The sequence below is a fragment of the Emergencia sp. genome, from assembly GCF_048465375.1.
Taxonomy (GTDB): Bacteria; Bacillota; Clostridia; order Peptostreptococcales; family Anaerovoracaceae; genus Senimuribacter.
Window position 1 is genome coordinate 457,770 of record NZ_DBFWLQ010000002.1, and the last position, 18,651, is coordinate 476,420.

15 protein-coding genes are annotated in these 18,651 nt (G+C 47.3%); 11 read left to right on the forward strand and 4 right to left on the reverse strand.

Features of this window, described 5'->3' with window-relative positions; genetic code table 11:
• The 10 genes from ACMQ5W_RS02605 to ACMQ5W_RS02650 all read left to right on the forward strand — a co-directional run bounded on the left by ACMQ5W_RS02605 (nt 1) and on the right by ACMQ5W_RS02650 (nt 12,676).
• The gene (locus ACMQ5W_RS02605) at nt 1-840 is read left to right on the forward strand and encodes a polysaccharide deacetylase family protein (RefSeq protein WP_419023159.1); all 840 of its coding nucleotides are present in this window, start codon (nt 1-3) and stop codon (nt 838-840) included.
• Between the two features lie 65 nt (nt 841-905).
• Nucleotides 906-2,984, forward strand: a complete 2,079-nt coding sequence (locus ACMQ5W_RS02610) for a sigma-54 interaction domain-containing protein (RefSeq protein WP_419023161.1) — start codon at nt 906-908, stop codon at nt 2,982-2,984.
• A 304-nt stretch (nt 2,985-3,288) separates the two neighbouring features.
• Nucleotides 3,289-4,848, forward strand: a complete 1,560-nt coding sequence (locus tag ACMQ5W_RS02615; protein WP_419023163.1) for a Na+/H+ antiporter NhaC family protein — start codon at nt 3,289-3,291, stop codon at nt 4,846-4,848.
• A gap of 15 nt (nt 4,849-4,863) precedes the next feature.
• Entirely contained in the window at nt 4,864-6,246 is a 1,383-nt protein-coding gene (gene argH / locus ACMQ5W_RS02620; protein ID WP_419023165.1) for an argininosuccinate lyase, read from the forward strand.
• Nucleotides 6,247-6,462: 216 nt separating this feature from the next.
• Nucleotides 6,463-7,632 carry an NAD(P)-dependent malic enzyme gene (locus tag ACMQ5W_RS02625; RefSeq protein ID WP_419023167.1) on the forward strand — a complete coding sequence of 390 codons (1,170 nt, stop codon included), beginning with the start codon at nt 6,463-6,465 and terminating at the stop codon, nt 7,630-7,632.
• On the forward strand, nt 7,632-8,996 hold the full coding sequence (fumC, locus tag ACMQ5W_RS02630) for a class II fumarate hydratase (protein ID WP_419023169.1): 1,365 nt from the start codon (nt 7,632-7,634) through the stop codon (nt 8,994-8,996). Before ACMQ5W_RS02625 ends, fumC begins: the two co-directional genes overlap by 1 nt.
• A 7-nt stretch (nt 8,997-9,003) precedes the next feature.
• A complete protein-coding gene (locus ACMQ5W_RS02635; protein ID WP_419023171.1) occupies nt 9,004-10,380 on the forward strand; it encodes an MFS transporter in 1,377 nt (458 codons plus the stop codon).
• A gap of 248 nt (nt 10,381-10,628) precedes the next feature.
• Nucleotides 10,629-11,177 (forward strand): PadR family transcriptional regulator, encoded by a 549-nt coding sequence (locus ACMQ5W_RS02640; RefSeq protein ID WP_419023173.1) that lies wholly within the window; start codon nt 10,629-10,631, stop codon nt 11,175-11,177.
• Nucleotides 11,155-11,517: a DUF4180 domain-containing protein gene (locus ACMQ5W_RS02645; RefSeq protein ID WP_419023175.1), complete on the forward strand. Its 363-nt coding sequence runs from the start codon at nt 11,155-11,157 to the stop codon at nt 11,515-11,517. Before ACMQ5W_RS02640 ends, ACMQ5W_RS02645 begins: the two co-directional genes overlap by 23 nt.
• On the forward strand, nt 11,483-12,676 hold the full coding sequence (locus ACMQ5W_RS02650; protein WP_419023177.1) for an amidohydrolase family protein: 1,194 nt from the start codon (nt 11,483-11,485) through the stop codon (nt 12,674-12,676). The genes ACMQ5W_RS02645 and ACMQ5W_RS02650 overlap by 35 nt, the downstream gene beginning before the upstream one ends.
• Nucleotides 12,677-12,794: 118 nt before the next feature.
• Here the strand turns inward: ACMQ5W_RS02650 and ACMQ5W_RS02655 are convergent, their stop codons facing one another.
• The 4 genes from ACMQ5W_RS02655 to ACMQ5W_RS02670 are packed head-to-tail and all read right to left on the reverse strand — an operon-like array spanning nt 12,795 to nt 16,788.
• A complete protein-coding gene (locus tag ACMQ5W_RS02655; protein ID WP_148491470.1) occupies nt 12,795-13,577 on the reverse strand; it encodes a CorA family divalent cation transporter in 783 nt (260 codons plus the stop codon).
• A 43-nt stretch (nt 13,578-13,620) separates the two neighbouring features.
• Nucleotides 13,621-14,793 carry an alanine racemase gene (gene alr, locus ACMQ5W_RS02660; protein ID WP_419023179.1) on the reverse strand — a complete coding sequence of 391 codons (1,173 nt, stop codon included), beginning with the start codon at nt 14,791-14,793 and terminating at the stop codon, nt 13,621-13,623.
• 50 nt (nt 14,794-14,843) lie between these two features.
• The gene (locus ACMQ5W_RS02665) at nt 14,844-15,686 is read right to left on the reverse strand and encodes a uroporphyrinogen decarboxylase family protein (protein ID WP_419023181.1); all 843 of its coding nucleotides are present in this window, start codon (nt 15,684-15,686) and stop codon (nt 14,844-14,846) included.
• A 10-nt stretch (nt 15,687-15,696) separates the two neighbouring features.
• The gene (locus ACMQ5W_RS02670; RefSeq protein ID WP_419023183.1) at nt 15,697-16,788 is read right to left on the reverse strand and encodes an alanine/ornithine racemase family PLP-dependent enzyme; all 1,092 of its coding nucleotides are present in this window, start codon (nt 16,786-16,788) and stop codon (nt 15,697-15,699) included.
• Between the two features lie 338 nt (nt 16,789-17,126).
• Between ACMQ5W_RS02670 and ACMQ5W_RS02675 the strand changes: the two genes are divergently transcribed.
• Complete coding sequence (locus ACMQ5W_RS02675) at nt 17,127-18,626, forward strand: trimethylamine methyltransferase family protein (RefSeq protein ID WP_419023185.1); 1,500 nt, start codon at nt 17,127-17,129, stop codon at nt 18,624-18,626.
• The last annotated feature ends 25 nt before the right edge of the window (nt 18,627-18,651 follow it).

The window sequence follows — 18,651 nt, forward strand, 5'->3', positions numbered from 1 at the left end:
ATGAGATTAGAACGACCAAAATGGCCTGCAGGCAGCTGCTGTGCGGCCATGATCACCATAAACCTCAATGCAGAACTCTTCTGGCTGCAGCTGGATCCTTCTTGCACTAATATGCCTAAGACGTTATCCCTTGGCCAGTACGGGATGACTAGAGGCGTAAAGCGGATTCTCGATGTATTGGAGGAACGGGGCATCAAAGCGACCTTTTTTACCCCGGGCTGGGTTGCGGAAAAATATAGCGAGAAGCTTTTGACCATCCGGGATAAAGGTCATGAAATTGCTGCCATGGGGTACAGACACGAGAACATGGCGCTGCTCAGCCTTGAAGAACAGACAGATGCCATAAAAAGGGGGATTGAATCCATAGAGAAAATCTGTGGTATTACGCCCAGGGGATTTCGCAGTCCGGAAGGAGAACTGACCTTGGAGACTTTGAGAATTGCTAAAAGCTGCGGCATGGAATATTCCAGCAATCTCTGTGACGACGACAGACCGTATAACAAAGACTTGGGGAATGGAGAGACACTTCTCGAAATCCCCGTACATTGGGTCAATTATGATTTGCCTTATTTTGCTTTCAACTATCACCCGGCATTTCCGGCAGGACAGGGAAGAATTGCAAATTATACGGGAGTATTGAACAACTGGTGTGATGAGTTTTACGGCTGCCACGAATACGGACTGTGCTATGTGCTGCAGTTGGACCCGGCTGCCATTGGCGCACCGGGAAGAATCAGTCTATTGGAAGATCTGCTGGACTACATGGAAAGCCTGGGCGGCGTGTGGTTTGCTACAGGCAGTGAAATGGCAGAATATTGCCGATGTCTCGAAAGAAAGTGAAAAGGCGTTGCCTTTCTAAAAGGTTCTTTGGTACAATGAGTACAAAGATCGAAGGAGAGGTAACGATGATGAAAACCATTGCTGTAGTAGCTGTACATAAAGATTTTGCCGCCTTTATCAAGGCAGACTTAGAACAGTATTTTTCTGCATACGCCGAAATTCACGCATATGCAGAGGAAGAAATCGAACACATGGAGGAGATTCCAGAGGAGTTTGTGGTCATGTCGGCGCTGACCGTATTTCGAAAGGTACAGCCGAAGATGAAGGAACACGCTTTGACACAGGTCATCAGCTTTGCCGTCAGCCGCGATAATTTGGCCAGGCTTTCACAAGTGCCGCGGCACCAGAAAGTCCTGATGGTCAATGTGGACTACAAGATGTGTATGCAGGTCATCGCACAGATCTATGAGCTGGGCTATCGGGACTTCGATTTTGTGCCCTATTACGGTGATGAAGAAAACAGAGACCGGAGCATCAAAACAGCGGTCACGCCTGATGAGATGACAATGATACCGGCGGATATGGAGCGGATTATTGACATCGGAGGACGGCCTGTTGACATCAACTGCATTGTAGAACTGGCGAACAAAATGGGCATCGATGACATCTTCGGCTCACGACAAGCGAAGGAGGCGCGAAAGCGTTTTGTGACGGCCTCTTTCGGTATTGACCGCGTTCTCAGTGATACAAAGGATAAGAACGAACAGATTAAGACCCTCGTGGAACTGATTGAGGATGGTATCATTTTGACTGACGCGTCGGGTGTCGTACTGCTCAGCAACAAAAAAGCGCGCAGTATTCTGAAGACGGAAATCGACGGTTTTAACACCGATGAGCTGCTGCCTGATTTTCCTATTAGAATGGAAGCGGAGGTGACTTCGGATAAAGTCATTGTCGTCGATGGCAAAGACATCGTCGTCAATGTGAGTCCGATCATCTCTGATGACAGATATACGGGGAACATTATCACCTTGAAGAACTTTGAGGAAACAGAGGAAAAGCAGCACGGCATTCGTGCGCAGATTGCCAGGATTGGCCACGGTGCCAGATATACTTTTGATGATATTGTCGGCGTCAGCAGTCAGATTCGAGAGAGTGTAAAGGTGGCAGAGCGCATGGCAAAATCGGACTCCTCGGTGTTGATCATAGGCGAATCGGGCACTGGCAAGGAGGTCTTTGCCCAGAGCATCCACAATGGGTCCAGCAGGAGCAAACGGAATTTTGTTGCTCTCAATTGCGCCGCCATTCCTGAGCATCTTTTAGAAAGCGAACTGTTCGGCTATGAGGAGGGGGCTTTTACAGGGGCGAGGAAAGGCGGTAAAATCGGTTATTTTGAACTGGCTCACCAGGGGACGATTTTTCTCGATGAAATCGGGGAGATGCCGTTGGCGCTGCAGAGCAAACTGCTTCGAGTCCTGGAAGAAAAGACGGTGACGAGAATCGGTTCATCAAAGCTGATCGATATTGACGTGCGCATTATTGCCGCCACCAATAAAAATCTTCTGGAATTGGTGGAACGAAAAGAATTCAGGGAGGACTTGTACTATCGAATCAATGTTCTGCCGCTGAACATCCCGCCTCTGAGAGAGCGAAAAGAGGATATTCCGTTTTTGATAGATGTCTTTATGGAAACCATGGGGAAGGAGTTGACTTTCTCCGATGAAGCGTCAAAACGTCTACGCTCTCACCGCTGGAACGGAAACATCAGGGAACTGAAAAATGTCATAGAGTATTTGGAAAGTCTCGGCAAGCGACATATTGAAACAGGTGACTTACCGGTTTCGGTCTTTATGGTTCCGGAGCAAAAAGTATCTGCTGCCGCAGTAAAACTGAAGACTTACGATGGTTTAAAAGGAGAATTCCGTGATGTTATCTTCGGCTGGTGGAATGACAGGGTCCTGATTGCCAATATTTTGCTGGCATTGCAGGAGGCGGCAGCGGCTCAGAAAAAAATCGGCAGACGTCAGCTAGAGACGATTTTGCAGGAAAAGGGTTTCCTCTATACGGAAACGGAAATCAGAACCTGTCTGAGCAAGCTGGCGGGACTGGGATTTGTCAGATCCCAGCATGGCAGAGGCGGCAGCGTCATTCTGCCGAAAGGAGACGAACTTCTAAAAGAAATAATGGAGCTAATGGGAGAATGAAAAACCCAATAAACCCTTCGGCGCAGAAGAAAACGTTGAAAAATTGGGGATTTTTGTTGGCACGGTATTTGCTATATATTATGGCAAAGATCTTTTACCATTTTATCATTATACGACTAGCGCCTAGCCGCTCGCATTGCTTGCGGGGCTTGGCCGTCGAGTGCCACGCGCTAAAGCGCTGCACTCTTGACCGGGGACTTACCAGCGATTCCGCATTGCTGAATCGGGTTAGGTCTCCCAAAGCATAAGGTCTCCCCAGCAATTTGCGATGCAAATTGGGGCGAGAACCATTAGGAGGTTCGTTATGGAAACAAGTATTTTATCATTAATCCCTATCGTTTTGACCATTGGTCTTGCGATTAAGACGAGAAACGTCTTAGTGTCATTATTTGCCGGTGTGTTTTCCGGCGTGCTGATTTTGTCAGCAGGTCATCCGATTACTGCAGTAAAATCCATGGTCGGAGATTACGTCATGGCGCAGCTGCTTGACAGCTATAACGCCGGCATCATCGTACTGCTGGTCTTCATCGGCGGATTTGTAACGCTGATCGAAAAATCCGGCGGAGCAGAGGCTTTTGCCAGATGTGTCGCTCATTTTGTCAACACCAGATGCAAGACACAGATTGCCGCTTGGATTGCCGGTATCGCCGTGTTTTTCTCTGAGCTGGGGACACCGCTCATCGTCGGCCCGATTTTTACGCCGATCTTTGAAAAGATGCGTATTTCGAAAGAAAAGCTGGCATGGATCATCGACACCACCGCATCGCCGGTCTGCGTGCTGATTCCCTTTATCGGCTGGGGCGTATACTCCATGGGTCTGATCAAAACCGAGTTGAAAGCGCTGAATATCACAGATATTACTGACTGGACTGCATTTATCCACGCAATTCCCTTTCAGATTTATCCGATTCTCTGCCTGATCATGGTACCTATGGTAGCTTTTTCGAGAAAAGAGTTTGGCGCCATGGCAAAAGCAGAACTCAATGCGCAGAAGGGCATCTTCTCTACGATTGGTAATGCTGAGGAGCTGGAAAAGAAGTCCATGGTTATGGACAACCATACGCCGCTGACTGTCGTATTAGCGCCATTGTTAGTGCTTTTCGCTACTCTTTTCGGCATTTTGTGGCCGCAGGGTTTTCCAATCAAGCAGGTGCCTGGCGGAGATTTCAGAATTGCCCTGATTACAGGCTATCTCTTTGCGGCGATTACCATGATTATCCTCATGGCTATCTATAAGGTCAAGCCGCTGAAAGAAGGCATTTCCATCTACATCAAAGGATTAGGAAAGCTTTTCGAATGTATTCTGATGCTGGTTCTGGCGTGGGGGCTCAGTTCTGTAGGTAAAGCCCTGGGAACTTCGGAGTACATCGTACAGATGGCAGAGGGCAACATTCCGGCATGGAGCATACCAGCGATTATTTTCATCATCGGCGCTTTGATGTCATTCTCCACAGGCACGTCCTGGGGAACCTTTGCCATCGTCATGCCTATTGCAATTCCAATGGCAGTGGCTCTCGGCGCGCCGCTATATGTTACCATCGCGGCGGTGCTTTCCGGCGGACTCTTTGGGGACCACTGCTCACCGGTATCCGACACCACCATTCTGGCGGCTACAGGTTCTTCCTGCGGATTGATGGAACACATGTGGACCCAGCTCCCATACGCCATGATCTGTGCAGGCGTATCCATTGTAGGATTCATCGCGGCAGGCGTTACAGACAGCGTCATCGTCACAGTCGTATGCGCGGTGTTATTAGTTATCGTATATAATCTGGCAGGTAAGCTCAAGGGCGTTTCTGTCAAGAATCTAAATATTAAAGATATAGAAGAACTGGAAGTTGAAGAAGCTTCTCAGTCAGTATAATTGGAGGTGTTTTATATGGCTAGCTTATGGGGCGGCAGGTTTGAAAAAGATATGGACGATATTGTAAAGCAGTTCAACGCGTCCATCGGTTTTGACAAGAGAATGTATAACGAAGATATAGACGGCAGCATCGCACATGTGACTATGCTTGGTGAACAGGGCATTGTGACTATGGAAGAAAAGGAACAGATTGTGGCCGGCCTTGAGAAGATTAGAGAAAAAATCGCCAGCGGTGAAATCGTCTTTGCCGTAGACGACGAAGATATTCACATGGGCATCGAGAGCAGGCTCATCGCAGAAATCGGCGACGTGGGCAAGAAGCTGCATACGGCCAGAAGCAGAAATGACCAATGCCAGGTGGATGGACGAATGTATCTGAAAAAAGAAATCAGAGAGATTGTACACAGGCTCTGCTATTTAGAATCGGTCATTTTGGAGAAGACTGAGAAATACGCCGATTCCATTACAGTCGGATTTACGCACATGCAGCACGCACAGCCAATCACCATCGGCTTCGTATTTATGGCATACTTCCAGATGTTTAAAAGAGATATCGACAGATTGATGGATACCTACGAGAGAATGAATCTTTGCCCGCTGGGAGCCTGTGCCCTTGCAGGAACCACTTTGCCGACCAACAGGCAGAGAACAGCGGAGCTGCTGGGCTTTGACGCACCGACAGAAAATGCCATGGACAGCGTCAGCGATCGTGACTACAGTCTGGAATTTCTGGCGGACGCATCCATATCCATGATGCATCTCTCCAGATGGGCAGAAGAATTCGTATGGTGGAATTCCCAGGAATTCTCCTATATCGCCATTGACGACAGCTACTGCACTGGCAGCAGCATCATGCCGCAGAAGAAGAACCCGGATATGGCAGAACTGCTCCGCGGAAAAGTGGGCAGAGTTTATGGTGATCTGATGCAGCTTCTGACTGTGATGAAGGGTACGCCGCTTGCTTATAATAAGGATTTCCAGGAAGATAAAGAGAGCCTCTTTGATGCCATCGATACGTGGAAAGCCAGCATTCAGATCTTTGCTAACATGCTGGATAAGACCGAGTTCAGAATGGATCAGATCGAGAAACAGTTTGCCAAAGGTTTCCTCAATGCAACCGACATCGCAGAGCACTTTGCCAAACAGGGCATCCCGTTCAGAGAGGCCCATTCTATCGTAGGACAGATGGTAAAAGCCTGCGAGCAGAAGGACTGCGATTTTGAGGATTTGACAGAGGAAGAACTGCAGGCCATCGATAGCCGCGTCACAAAAGAATCTCTGGGTGATATCAGCATCAAAGCCTGCGTGGATGCCAGAGTTTCTTTCGGCGGTACGGCGCCGGGTGAAGTCAGAAGACAGATTAAAGTCGGTGCAGAGTGGCTTGCGGGTATTAAATAAATGCCAAAACTGATAAATCTGCCAGAAAAACCATATTTTGAGGGCATTTCTGGCAGATTTTCATAAACGGGAAGGACGGCAGTCACCTTTGCCGCCTTGCAGTTCTATTTACAGAATGGTATAATATTCTGTCCAGCGAGATGCAGCCGAGCTGCATGACAGAAATTTATGCTGGCAATCCCCTTTTTAAATACAACCACGAAAGGATGGAACTATATGGATAAAAAAGAATTAGCCCTTGCAAAACATGCAGAATGGAAAGGGAAACTTTCCATTGAGACAAAGGCGCCGATTACAAATAAAGAAGAACTGGCCATCGCATATACGCCTGGTGTAGCGGAGCCTTGCCTGGAAATTGAGAAGGATGCTGAATTGGCCTATACCTATACAGGAAAGGGAAATACGGTTGCTGTCATCACCGACGGCACTGCAGTTCTGGGACTTGGTGACATCGGACCGTCAGCAGGAATGCCTGTCATGGAGGGAAAGTGCGCATTATTCAAAGCCTTTGCAGACATCGATGCGGTTCCGATCTGTATAGACTCCAAGGATCCCCAGGTAATTATTGATACGGTATATCATATCTCCAAGAGTTTTGGCGGTATCAACTTGGAGGATATCAGTGCGCCCAGATGTTTTGAAATTGAAAGAGCGCTGATAGAAAAATGCGATATTCCCGTATTCCACGATGATCAGCACGGAACAGCCATCATCACGAGCGCAGGGCTGCTCAACGCTTGCAAGGTGACGGGAAAAAAGATGGGCAGCTTGAAAATCGTCATCAGCGGGGCCGGATCGGCAGGTATTTCCATCGCAAAGATGGTCATGCGTCTCGGCTTTGGGGAAGTCATTCTCTGCGGCAGCAAAGGCACCATCTATGACGGTGCGCCTTACAACAATCCTGAGCAGCAGAAGATGGCGCAGGTTACCAACAGAGACAAGCTAGTTGGCAGCCTGGCAGATGCTATGAAAGGAGCCGACATTTTGATCGGCGTATCAAAACCTGGCATCGTGACACAGGATATGATTCGTTCCATGGCAAGTGATCCAATCGTCTTTGTCATGAGCAATCCAGTGCCTGAGATCATGCCGGATCTGGCAAAGGAAGCAGGTGCCGCCGTCGTGGGAACTGGAAGATCGGATTTCCCAAATCAGGTCAATAACGTCATCGCATTCCCAGGCATTTTCCGAGGCGCTTTGGACGGCAGAGCGAGAAAAATTACGGAAGAGATGAAGGAAGCTGCAGCCAGAGCTATCGCCAGTGTCATTCCAGAAGAAGAACTGACGGCGGATTATGTACTGCCTGATCCTTTTAATCCTCTGATTGTAGAGAGAATTGCTGCTGCAGTCATGGCGGAAGCAGCCAAGGAGAAGGAGGCAAAATAGTGGATTATCGTATAGAACACGACACCATGGGCGAAGTGAAGGTACCAGCTGATCGGTACTGGGGCGCCCAGACAGAGAGAAGTTATGAAAATTTCAAGATCGGCTCCTCCAAAATGCCTCTTGAAATCATCCACGCTTTTGGGGTTTTAAAGAAAGCGGCGGCCTTAGCCAATAAAAGGCTGGGCATGATTGACGAGGAGCGAGCCGATTTGATCGCCAGGGTCTGCGGTGAGGTCATCAGCGGTGAACTGGATGAACATTTCCCTTTGGTGGTATATCAGACGGGGAGTGGTACGCAGTCCAACATGAACGTCAACGAGGTGGTTGCCAACCGGGGCAATGAAATTGCCGGGAAAAATCTGCTCCATCCCAACGACCACGTGAATAAATCGCAGAGTTCCAACGACACCTTTCCAACTGCCATGCACATTGCGGCACTGGTCAGTGTGGAAGACAAATTGCTGCCGGCTTTGGCAGAGCTGCGCGACACGCTTTTGGGCTTGGAAAACGCGTATATGGACATGGTCAAAACGGGCAGGACCCATCTGCAGGATGCGACACCTCTGACCTTGGGACAGGAAATCAGCGGCTGGCGGTCCATGCTGGATCACTGCATGGTCATGATAGACAATTCTTTGAACGGCCTGCGGGAACTGGCTCTGGGAGGTACGGCGGTCGGTACCGGTCTCAATGCGCACAAGGATTTTGGCCCTGTCTCCGCTGAAGAAATCAGCAAGATTACCGGCAAAGATTTTGTTACCGCGGGCAATAAGTTTCACAGCCTGACATCAAAGGATGCTTTGGTCTTTGCCCATGGCGGGCTGAAAGCTTTGGCCGCAGATTTGATGAAAATTGCCAACGATGTCAGATGGCTGGCATCAGGACCAAGATGCGGTATCGGAGAAATCAACATTCCAGAAAACGAACCAGGCAGTTCTATCATGCCGGGCAAAGTGAATCCGACCCAGTGTGAAGCCTTGACGATGGTCTGTGTACAGGTCATGGGAAACGACGCGACGATAGGCATGGCAGCGTCACAAGGTAATTTCCAACTCAACGTGTTCATGCCGGTCATAGCTGATAATTTCCTGGAATCAGTCAATCTGCTGGCAGATGGGATGCAATCTTTCAACAAGAACTGCGTCTGTGGAATCACGCCAAACAGGGGAAAAATTCGAGAGAACATGGAGAAGTCTTTGATGCTGGTGACGGCATTGAATCCGCACATCGGTTATGAAAATGCTGCTAAAATTGCCAAGCTGGCGCATCAGGAAAATATCACTTTAAAACAGGCTGCATCAAAATTGGGATTGGTCAGTGAAGAGGATTTCGACCAATTTGTGAATCCGGAGAAGATGGTGTAAATTAAAAATGTTAGGTTATGGAATCGGTTATATCGGACAAGGAAATACTTATAATTTCATGGCGGCCTATTTTGTCGTATTTCTGACAAACTGCGTCGGCTTGAGTTCTGCCATGGCCGGCTCCATTACTTCTATCGCCTTGTTGGTTGAAGTGGTAACGGGCATGGTGGTAGGCAATCTTTCGGATAACTGTACCCTGGCCATGGGGAAAAGGAGGCCATTCGTGCTTGCGGCCTCTGTCACTATGCCGATCATTATGGTGCTGATTATGAGAACCATACACGGATCCACAGCGGTGCGTTTTGCTTATTATCTGGTGCTGTCCATCGCTTTTCGTCTCTCTTTTTCTACTTTTGAGATTCCCAACAATGCTTTTGGAGCAGAGATCGCAGTCGGCTATGACGAACGGACGCGCCTGCGTACCATGTCCAGAGTTTTCTCCATCATCGGAAATACGTTGGGTTATGTGATGCCCCTGTGGATCTTGGAATTGTTCCCAAAAGACCAGGAAGCGGGGTGGCAGACCATCGGGGTGATCATCGCAATCGTCGCCTTTGGCAGCTGGTTCAGTTCCTTTAAATTGACAAAGAAACGGGCTGTGATAGGGACAAAGGGAGCTGGACGCAGGAATGTGGCGCGGGATATTTTTGTCAATTACTGGCAGCTTTCTAAACTGCGTTCTATGCGGCTTTTGATCGTATATAAAGCTGCTTTTGCCTGTGCTTTTGCGTTATTCAATATCGGAACCATTTACTATTTGAAATACAGCCTGGGGCTTGGAAATCGGTATTCGTCGTATATGTATGTGTTGTCCATCATTATTTTTATCATCATGACGCCCATCGCAAACAAAATGGCTCTCAGCTTCGGCAAAGCCAACCAGCAGATGATCACCATGGCCATCTCGGCAGTGATCGGCTTCGGGGTATTTCTTTTGGCGCCTCGCTCGGTAATCGGTGCGGCTTTGTATGTCGGAGGATTTTCTGTCATGCAGACCAGCTTCTGGCAGCTTTCCAGTTCCATTTTCTATGACGTGGTGGAAGTGGATCAATTTGCCAATAACAAACGTCGTGAAGGAGATATCATGTCCTTAGTTTCTGTACTCGGCACACTGGTCACTGCCGTCATTGTGCAGTTCTTCGGTGTTTTCCTGGATGCCTCCGGTTTTGACGCACAATTGACAATGCAGCCGGACAGCGTGGTGCACTTCCTCAATGTCGCTTATATCTTGATGCCAAGTGTCTGCTTTGCCATCGGATTTGCAGCGCTCAAAGCCTTCCCTATCAACAAAAAGACTTTTGACTCGTTGCTGCGGGCTTTGGAACGTCGAAAGGCGGGGAAAGATTATACAGAGTACATAAGGGATATAGAAAAAATGATTTGAACGAAGCCTCGCAAGGGGCATAAGTATGTTGTCGTCGTGTTCGGTGAAGAAGCGGAATCTGCTAAGCGCAGTGCAGTCCGCTTCTTTTTGTGTGCAGGCAGTGGTCGTAGAAGTACATAGATGTGGATGACCTGGATTCGAGGTGTGCACAGTCCGCAAATGAACTGGCCAGATGGACATTTAAAAATAGTAGTTGATTTATCTTCTAACATATGTTATTGTTAACATATGTTAGAGAGGGGGGAATAATGTCTATTAATTATACGATTCTTGGCCTTTTAGAGGGTAAAGATATGAGTGGCTACGATTTGAAAAAGGTCATGCAGGAACTGGATTTTCTTCCGTGGTCAGGCAACAACAATCAGATTTATAAGGCACTGGTGCAATTGCTGGACGAGGGGCTGGTAGTAAACAGGACAGAGCACAAGGATGGGGCGCCATCAAAAAAAATATATAGTATAACCCAATTAGGCAAAAGTACACTGCATACATGGATTAGAGAGAACCCACCCAGCCTGCCAGAATTTAAAAAAATATTCCTTGCGCAGTTGGCCTTTGCTGGAGAAGAAGGAGAAACACTGCTGGAGCAATATCAAGTCCAACTGGAGGAACAACTGGCCTATCACCAGGAAAAACAGAAGCGGCAGATCGGATTTCCTCATGGTACAGAGAGACAAACCTATATTTGGACCATGCTCTACGAGAATCTTATCGACACTTATCAGTGCGAGTTAAACTGGGCGAAAAAAATGAAAGAAGGGATGGCGAAATTTCATGAAGATAAAAGTAATAAATAGTGATAGAATAGTAATCAGAGATTTGCAGTCCGCCTTGGATTTGATGATGAATGCAAAATACGAAAATGATTATGAAGGGATCATCATCAGTAAAGATGCAGTCACTGAGGATTTTTTTCGTTTAAGCAGCGGACTGGCAGGCGAAATCCTGCAGAAGTTTGTAAACTACAATATGAAATTAGCTGTATACGGTGACTATTCTATGTACGACAGCAAACCACTGCGGGATTTTATACTAGAGAGCAACAAGGGAAAGAATTTTTTCTTTGTAGAGAGCCAAGATGAGGCGATGAGGAGGTACAACGATGATATTACTGAAAAACTGCAGGCTGATTCCTGAACTGACAGAGGGCTATGACGGCCAACTGGCCGATGTGCTGATCGACGATGAGAAGATACGGAAAATTGCAGCGCCGGGGACAATTGCCTCTGAGGGCGAGACCAGGGTTATCGACATTGAGGGAAACACACTGTTACCGGGATTCTTTGATCTCCACGCCCATCTCTATCTGTCGTCCTTTGATTTTCAGGCCCTCAATGGACGCAGTCCAGCAGATACCGCCTTTGATGTCTATGGTTATGCCAGAGACTATTTAAAAGCAGGTTATACGACCATCAGAGACTGCGGATGCAGCCATAATTCCACGGTTTCTTTAGAACGAGCCAGAAGAAAGGGTCTTGTCAATGTGCCGCGTCTCATCTCCACCGGATTGATTTTGACGCCGACAGAAAACGGCAACAGCACCTTTGAGTCGCTTTACAAAGTGGTGGATTCGCCGGAGGAGGTACGCAGAGCCGCAAGGGAGCAGTTTGAACTGGGCAACGACGCCATTAAATACATGGTTACAGGAGCTTATTTCAATGAGAGCGGCGATCCGGGGGCTGTCATTGCTATGGAAGACGAGGTGCGCGAGGCGGTCAAAGTGGCAGAGATGAAGAACTCCTATGTTATCGCCCACACCCACAGCGCAGAGGGAATCAAGCTGGCGATCAGAGCGGGGGTTTATACCGTAGAGCATTGTAGTTTCATCGATGACGAGGCAATTGCAATGCTGAAAGATAACAAAAACTGCTTCATGGTGGCTACCGGTGCCATCGGTCTTGACAGCCTGGATGAAGAAAACGATTTGATCAGTGAGAACAGCTTGGACAAGAGCAAGAAATTTGAAGAAATAGAGCGTAAGTCAGTCAACAAAGCCTACCAGGCGGGACTGAAAATTGGCTTTGGCTCCGATATCGACTGGGGCGCTTTTGTCAAGCATCCAGGTTACGAGTTTATCGCCAGAACGGAGTGGTATGATTTTGACTATAAAGATATTCTGCTGCAGGCCACCAAATACAGTGCCGAAATCGCCAAGCTGGACGATCAGCTGGGAACCATCAAAGAAGGTAAAAATGCGGAGCTGGTCGTAGTCTGCGGCAAGCCGGACGAGGACATCTACGTGATGAAAAAGCTGCCGAAGTACGTGTTCTACAATGGGGAGATCATTGAAAACTAGTGGGTCGGCACGGGACGAAGATGATGCACCCTTCTGATTGACTGATCCTCTCACAAGCAAAACAAAGTAGTCCGAATTCGGACTACTTTGTTTTTGGCTTTGGTATATATGGTTTCACTCAGAACCACTTCTTTTTCTTGAAAATAATCACCAGGGCAGCGATGACTGCCAGGCTGATACCGATGACGAAGGGATAACCCCAGGTCCACTTGAATTCGGGCATTTGCAAGTTCATGCCATACCAGCCGGCAATCAGAGTGAGCGGCAGAAAGATGGAAGTCACTACGGTGAAGACCTTCATGATGTTGTTCTGCTCAATGTCGATTTGGGATTGATAGGCTTCACGCACCTGTTCGATGTATTCCTGCAAATGGAGGACGAACTCCAGCAGTCGGTCAAATTTCTTGTCGATGAAACCAAAAGCCGGATCGATGGCAGCGATTTCATCAGTTAGAAACTCCATCTGCTCATAGTAACGCTTTACCTTTAAAAGATCCTTGCGGACTTTGATGATGTCTCGGATACCGTCGCCGCTGGGACTTTTGTCCATGAGAAGATTGTCCTCCAGGGAGATAATCATATTTTCAAGAGACTCCAGCTTGTAGACGTCATTGGCTGTCAACTCGAGCATAAACTCGTGAAGCTGCAAAATGCCGTCGTCCGGAATGTCTATATTATCCACACATTCCATAACCGCGTCGCTGTCTGTAGCGCAGATGAAATGATCGCGATTTGCATATAATGTCACCTTTTTCTCGTCCAGCCAATGAAATGTGATGAAATACACCTTTTCATCCAATGCCATAAAGAAATTCCTGTTTTCGTCCAGCCGTTTGACGATATCGCTGTCAACGTATTCCTTGAGTGTATCAGTTTTATCAGTCGTGAGTTTTATAATCATAGTCGATGCATCCTTTCGGTTTGTACACCTATATTATACTCACTTATAGGATAAAATCCACCGATTCTTTTATTCTGGAATGGTCAAAGCAGTAAATTCTTTCTACTCGCGGTCCGATAGTGCCATACAGATATTCAAAAGTATTTTCACAGAACTGTTCCATCTCCCAGGTGGTAATCTGCTCATCGCCGTCGCGCCCGATCAAAACAGCTTTCTGACCGATTTCGCAGGGGATTCCGGTCACATCCACAAAAGACTGATCCATACAACAGCCCAGAAAACGGGTCTTTTGGCCGCTGATCAAAACGGGCCCCTGGCCGCGCATCCAGCGCGGATAAAAGCCGTCGGCAAAACCGACAGAAAGTGTGGCAACGGTCATAGGTTCAGTCACCTTAAAAGCGCGGCTGTATCCCACACTTTCACCGGGGTATACGTCGTGGACGTTGGTGATATAAGTTCCAATCTCAAGGGGTTCTATGAGTCCGATCGGTTCTCTTCCGTCCTCCATAGCCATATGTCCGAGTACCGAGGAACAGGATCTGACGTGGGTACAAAAGTCGACGGCCTCTCTGTACCAGGCGGTGGCGGCTGAATTGCAGCAATGAATGTATTGGAGCGTCATGCCCGCTGCCTCTATCTGCGATATACTTTCCTTAAATTTCTCAAACTGTTCTACCGCAAACGGATCATAATAGTCAGCCGTTGAGGTGGCAAAGTGAGTATAAGCGCCTACGATTTCCAAATAATCTAAAGATTTTACCAAACTTAGCAGGTCGTGCAGAGGTTCTCCTGGCCGGACACCCAACCGATTCATTCCCGTTTCGATTTTCAAGTGAACTTTCACCTTCTTGCCGGCGTTTTTTGCCAGCTGATTGACGTTGCAGGCCGTTGTTTTGTCAAAAAGAGCAATCTGCAGGTCATATTCTACAGCACCGGGCAACAGATGCTGCGGAATACCTCCCATGACCAAAATGTCACACTGGACACCTCCTCGCCTCAGCTCTACAGCTTCGTACATAGCGGCATTTGCCAGCAGTTTGACATGACATCGTTCTTCAAACAGCCTCGCCATGGGAACTAAGCCGTAGCCATAACAATTTCCTTTGATGACAGGAATGATATCTGTATTGGAGCCGATGTAGTCCTGCACTTTGTCAAAATTGCAGACCACCTGATCCATATTTACCTTAAAATAGGAATTATAATATCGATTCATTGTTTTTCTCCTATATACAACTCAGGGGAGCTTCGCAGCTCCCCATCTCGTTATTCCATGAGTTCCAGATAATTGATTACTTTGACTTGAATCTGATCGTCTTTGCGACAGCGCTGACCGAGGATGCGGACTTTGCCGCAAGCGGCCTCACATGCTTCTCTGTAAGGCATGACGCTGTCCAATTGCAGCTTTTTCCACACAGCCTTTTCACAGCCTGCCAACAGAAAAGATGTCTTCGGACAGAGGTGAATGACGCAGTCCCGATCAAGCTTTTCGTCTAGCGCTAGTAATAATGGCAAAGTGAAATTTTCTGTAACCTGTTTCGCGTATTTTGGTCCCAAGATGTTCAGACTGCCGGGAGAGTCCGTATAATAGATGATGTTAGCACCGGCTGCTCTGGCGGCAAGGGCATAATCTGTCAGACCGCCGATCAGCAGAGAAAAAAATTCATCCATAATCTCGGGATGCTTCCGCCAGCCCATGAGAATTTTCATGATATCAGCAAGACCGTTGATGATCGTGATAGGACCATGCATCTCAACCGTTGCATTTCCACCATTTTCGTTGATCAGCTTTACGGCCTTTAATGTCTCTGCCAACCGGCCTTTGTTCACATCTAATGCAGGAAGTTCTTTCAGCTGATCGATTTTTGAGACGATATCTTCTTCCTTTCGCGGACCTAGGGAAGAGCCGTCAAACTTAATTTTTGCGCCCAGGTTTTCGGCTTCCAGGACAGGATCAAAGGGCAGGACCACATCACTACCTGACAAAGCGGCAATCTGCTCAGCATGCATATAGCATTCGGGAAGAGACAGACCTTTTGCGGCCGCAAGTTCTTGCGACATGCCGCTGTACTCCGCATATTTGCATTTAAAATCCATTAATTTAGCCATGACTCCACCTTTATACAAATACCATCTGTACGTTTCTGCAGTTTGTCAGATAAACGATGGATGCGTAGTTGATGCCGAAGGAGACGATATCTCCTGGTTCCAGGTTTCTCTCGGCATCTTCGATGTCAAGGATCGTGTGATCGCTGGAAGCGCCGATGACTTCGATTCCTTTGTCTTTCGGAAAGATTTCGTCAATGCTGCCGTAATCGACTTTGCCGATTCCCAGTAGGGCTCTCTTTCTAATGCCTCTGTCCACGTACTCAGGTGTATGACCAAAGGCGTCAATGGATATCTTTCCAACTGGGTGAGACGGCTTGTCTTTTACTTCAATGACCTCAGCCTTTAAAGTGTAGACATCTTGATGCATAAAACTCATGTCGTAGCCATAGAAGACGTCTAAATCCCTTGCCAGAAGGATGCCTTCGCCTACTCGCAGGAGGTTGATTCTCTTTGGCATGTCGTTATTGATAATTCTTGGGAGACTTGTCGTGGCTCCGCCGGATATGTATTCTAATGTTCTGCCGATTTTTGCTTCGATGTTCTCCGCAATGGCAACCAATTCGTCCAGTTTGTCTGAGGTGGCTTCAATGGAACCGTAGCAGCCCAAGTTGGTGCCGACGCCTGCTAATTCTAAGTTTGCCAGTTCGTTTTCCACTGTGACAGCCACGCTGACCATTTCGTCCTTGTCCCAGAAACCTTCGCGGAGGTCGCCCAGGTCGGCCATCAAAATGACCTTGTGTTTTTTGCCTTGCTTTCCAGCTTCTTCGTTGAGGGCTTTCAGCACTTTGATTTCACTGTTGAGGCTGATGTCTGTAAGTCTGACGACTTCTGGCAGTTCTGTCATCATTGGGACTCTGAGCAGAAGATATGGCAAGTCGATACCATAGTCTCTGGCGTCTTCAATCTGCTCCAGACGAGAGGAAGCGATGATTTTTGCGCCGCCCTCTTCGAACATCTTTGCGCATTCCGGGATACCGGTTGTTCCTTTGATTACGCCAGCAATATCGATGCCGAATTCGCCGCATCTTCTGACGATTTCTGCCACGTTTTCTTTTAAATACTGTAAGTTGATTTCTACTCTTGGATAAACCTGATTCACCATAATTTTCTCCTCTTCAGCCAATAGAATTACCATATATTATAAGTTTATTTTATCACTGGGTCATAGTACGGTTCTAATATAATGATTATATAGTTTGGTATTTTTTTATGGTGAAATTTTGGAAACGATAGTTGTCTGAAATTTATAATTATTTTACAAAAATAAGTAAATTTACAGCTAAATTACCAAAAGGTAATTAAGGTATAATGAATTCATAACCAGACGGGGCGTTGCCGCCAGGTAGGAATCGATGAATCCATAGCTGCAATGACGCCGCCCGCAGGTTCGAATCTCATCTTGAGAATTCAAATTATTCACAGAGAGGCGAAGGTAAGAAAATGGACAAATTCAAATTTGACACACTGCCGCAGCTCAGAGTTCTGAATGACGATCAGATCAAAGAGATGCACGAAAAGGCAATGTATGTTTTAGAAAATTTAGGTATTATTTTTGCATATGACAGAGCATTGGACGTTTTGGAAGAAGCGGGCTGTACTGTTGACAGAGAAACACAGAAGGTGAAATTCCCTAGAGCGCTGGTAGAGAAATGTATCGAATCGGCTCCAGGTTCATTTGATTTATACGACAGAGAAGGCAATTTCTATTGTACATTTGGAGACGGCAAGACTAGATTTAATCCAGGCAGCAGCGCCAGCAACGTGTTGGAAAGCGATGGGGAGACTGTAAGACTGTCCAATGTCAAAGACTTGAAGCTGCTGACAAAGGTGGCACAGAGTCTTCCGCATATCGACTTCGTATCTTCTTCCATCGTATGTGAAGAAGCGCCGGGTGAACTGGGTTCCCAATATCTCTATTACACTGAGATGCAGAACTCGACAAAACCGATCATCGGCGGTTCTACTGACGTAGAAGGCGTGCCTAGAACTTTCAAGCTGCTGAAAGCGGTTCTGGGATCTGAAGAAAACGTAAGAACGAAACCTTACACCATCTTCGACATCTGCGTGACTTCTCCACTCAAATGGTCTACCATCGGCGCAAGAAATATCATGGACTGCGTGGATATGGACATTCCAATCGAATTGATTTCTGCACAGATTGCCGGCGCAACGGGCCCAATCACCTTAGCAGGATGTATCTTAGAACATACCGTAGAACTTCTGTCAGGATTGGTATTGATTCAGGTCATGAAGCCGGGACATCCAACAGTATATGGAGGCGCACCTTGCATCTTCAACATGAAGACCATGTATACACCGATGGAAGCCATGGAATGCAGCATGGTGACTGCCGGATATGCGTCCATGGGTAAATACTACGGACTTCCAGTACATACATATGCAGCCATGTCAGACTCCAAATATATCGACTACCAGGCCGGAAGTGAATCTGCCAGAAGCGGACTCATGGCATATCTTGCCGACGTTGACAACGTATCCGGTGCAGGCGGACTCAACGTCATTGCGGAGATGAGTATCGAGAAAATGGTTGTGGACAACGACTTTATCGGAACCATCAAGCATCTGGAAAAAGGAATTCGCTTTGACGAAGATTCCCTGGCAGCAGATCTGTTATTAAAGGTGGGCTCAGGCGGAAACTTCCTCAACCAGAAACATACCTTGAAGAACTACAAGAAAGAACAGAACTACAGCAACATCACCATGAACTACGAAGAGCGAGCTAACTGGAACAAGGCCGGCAACTGGTCCGTATCTGACAAAGCGAGAGACTATGTCAAGAAGATCGCGGAAGCAGATATCTGCCCTCTCAGCGAAGAGCGCACAAAAGCGCTGAACGAAGCGTTCATGGAAGTTTGTCAGGATTGCGGACTGACAAAAGAAACTGCGGAAGATCTGATCAAAAAGTATAATGAAGCTTAAGACAGTAATAGGGAACAGTCTGAAA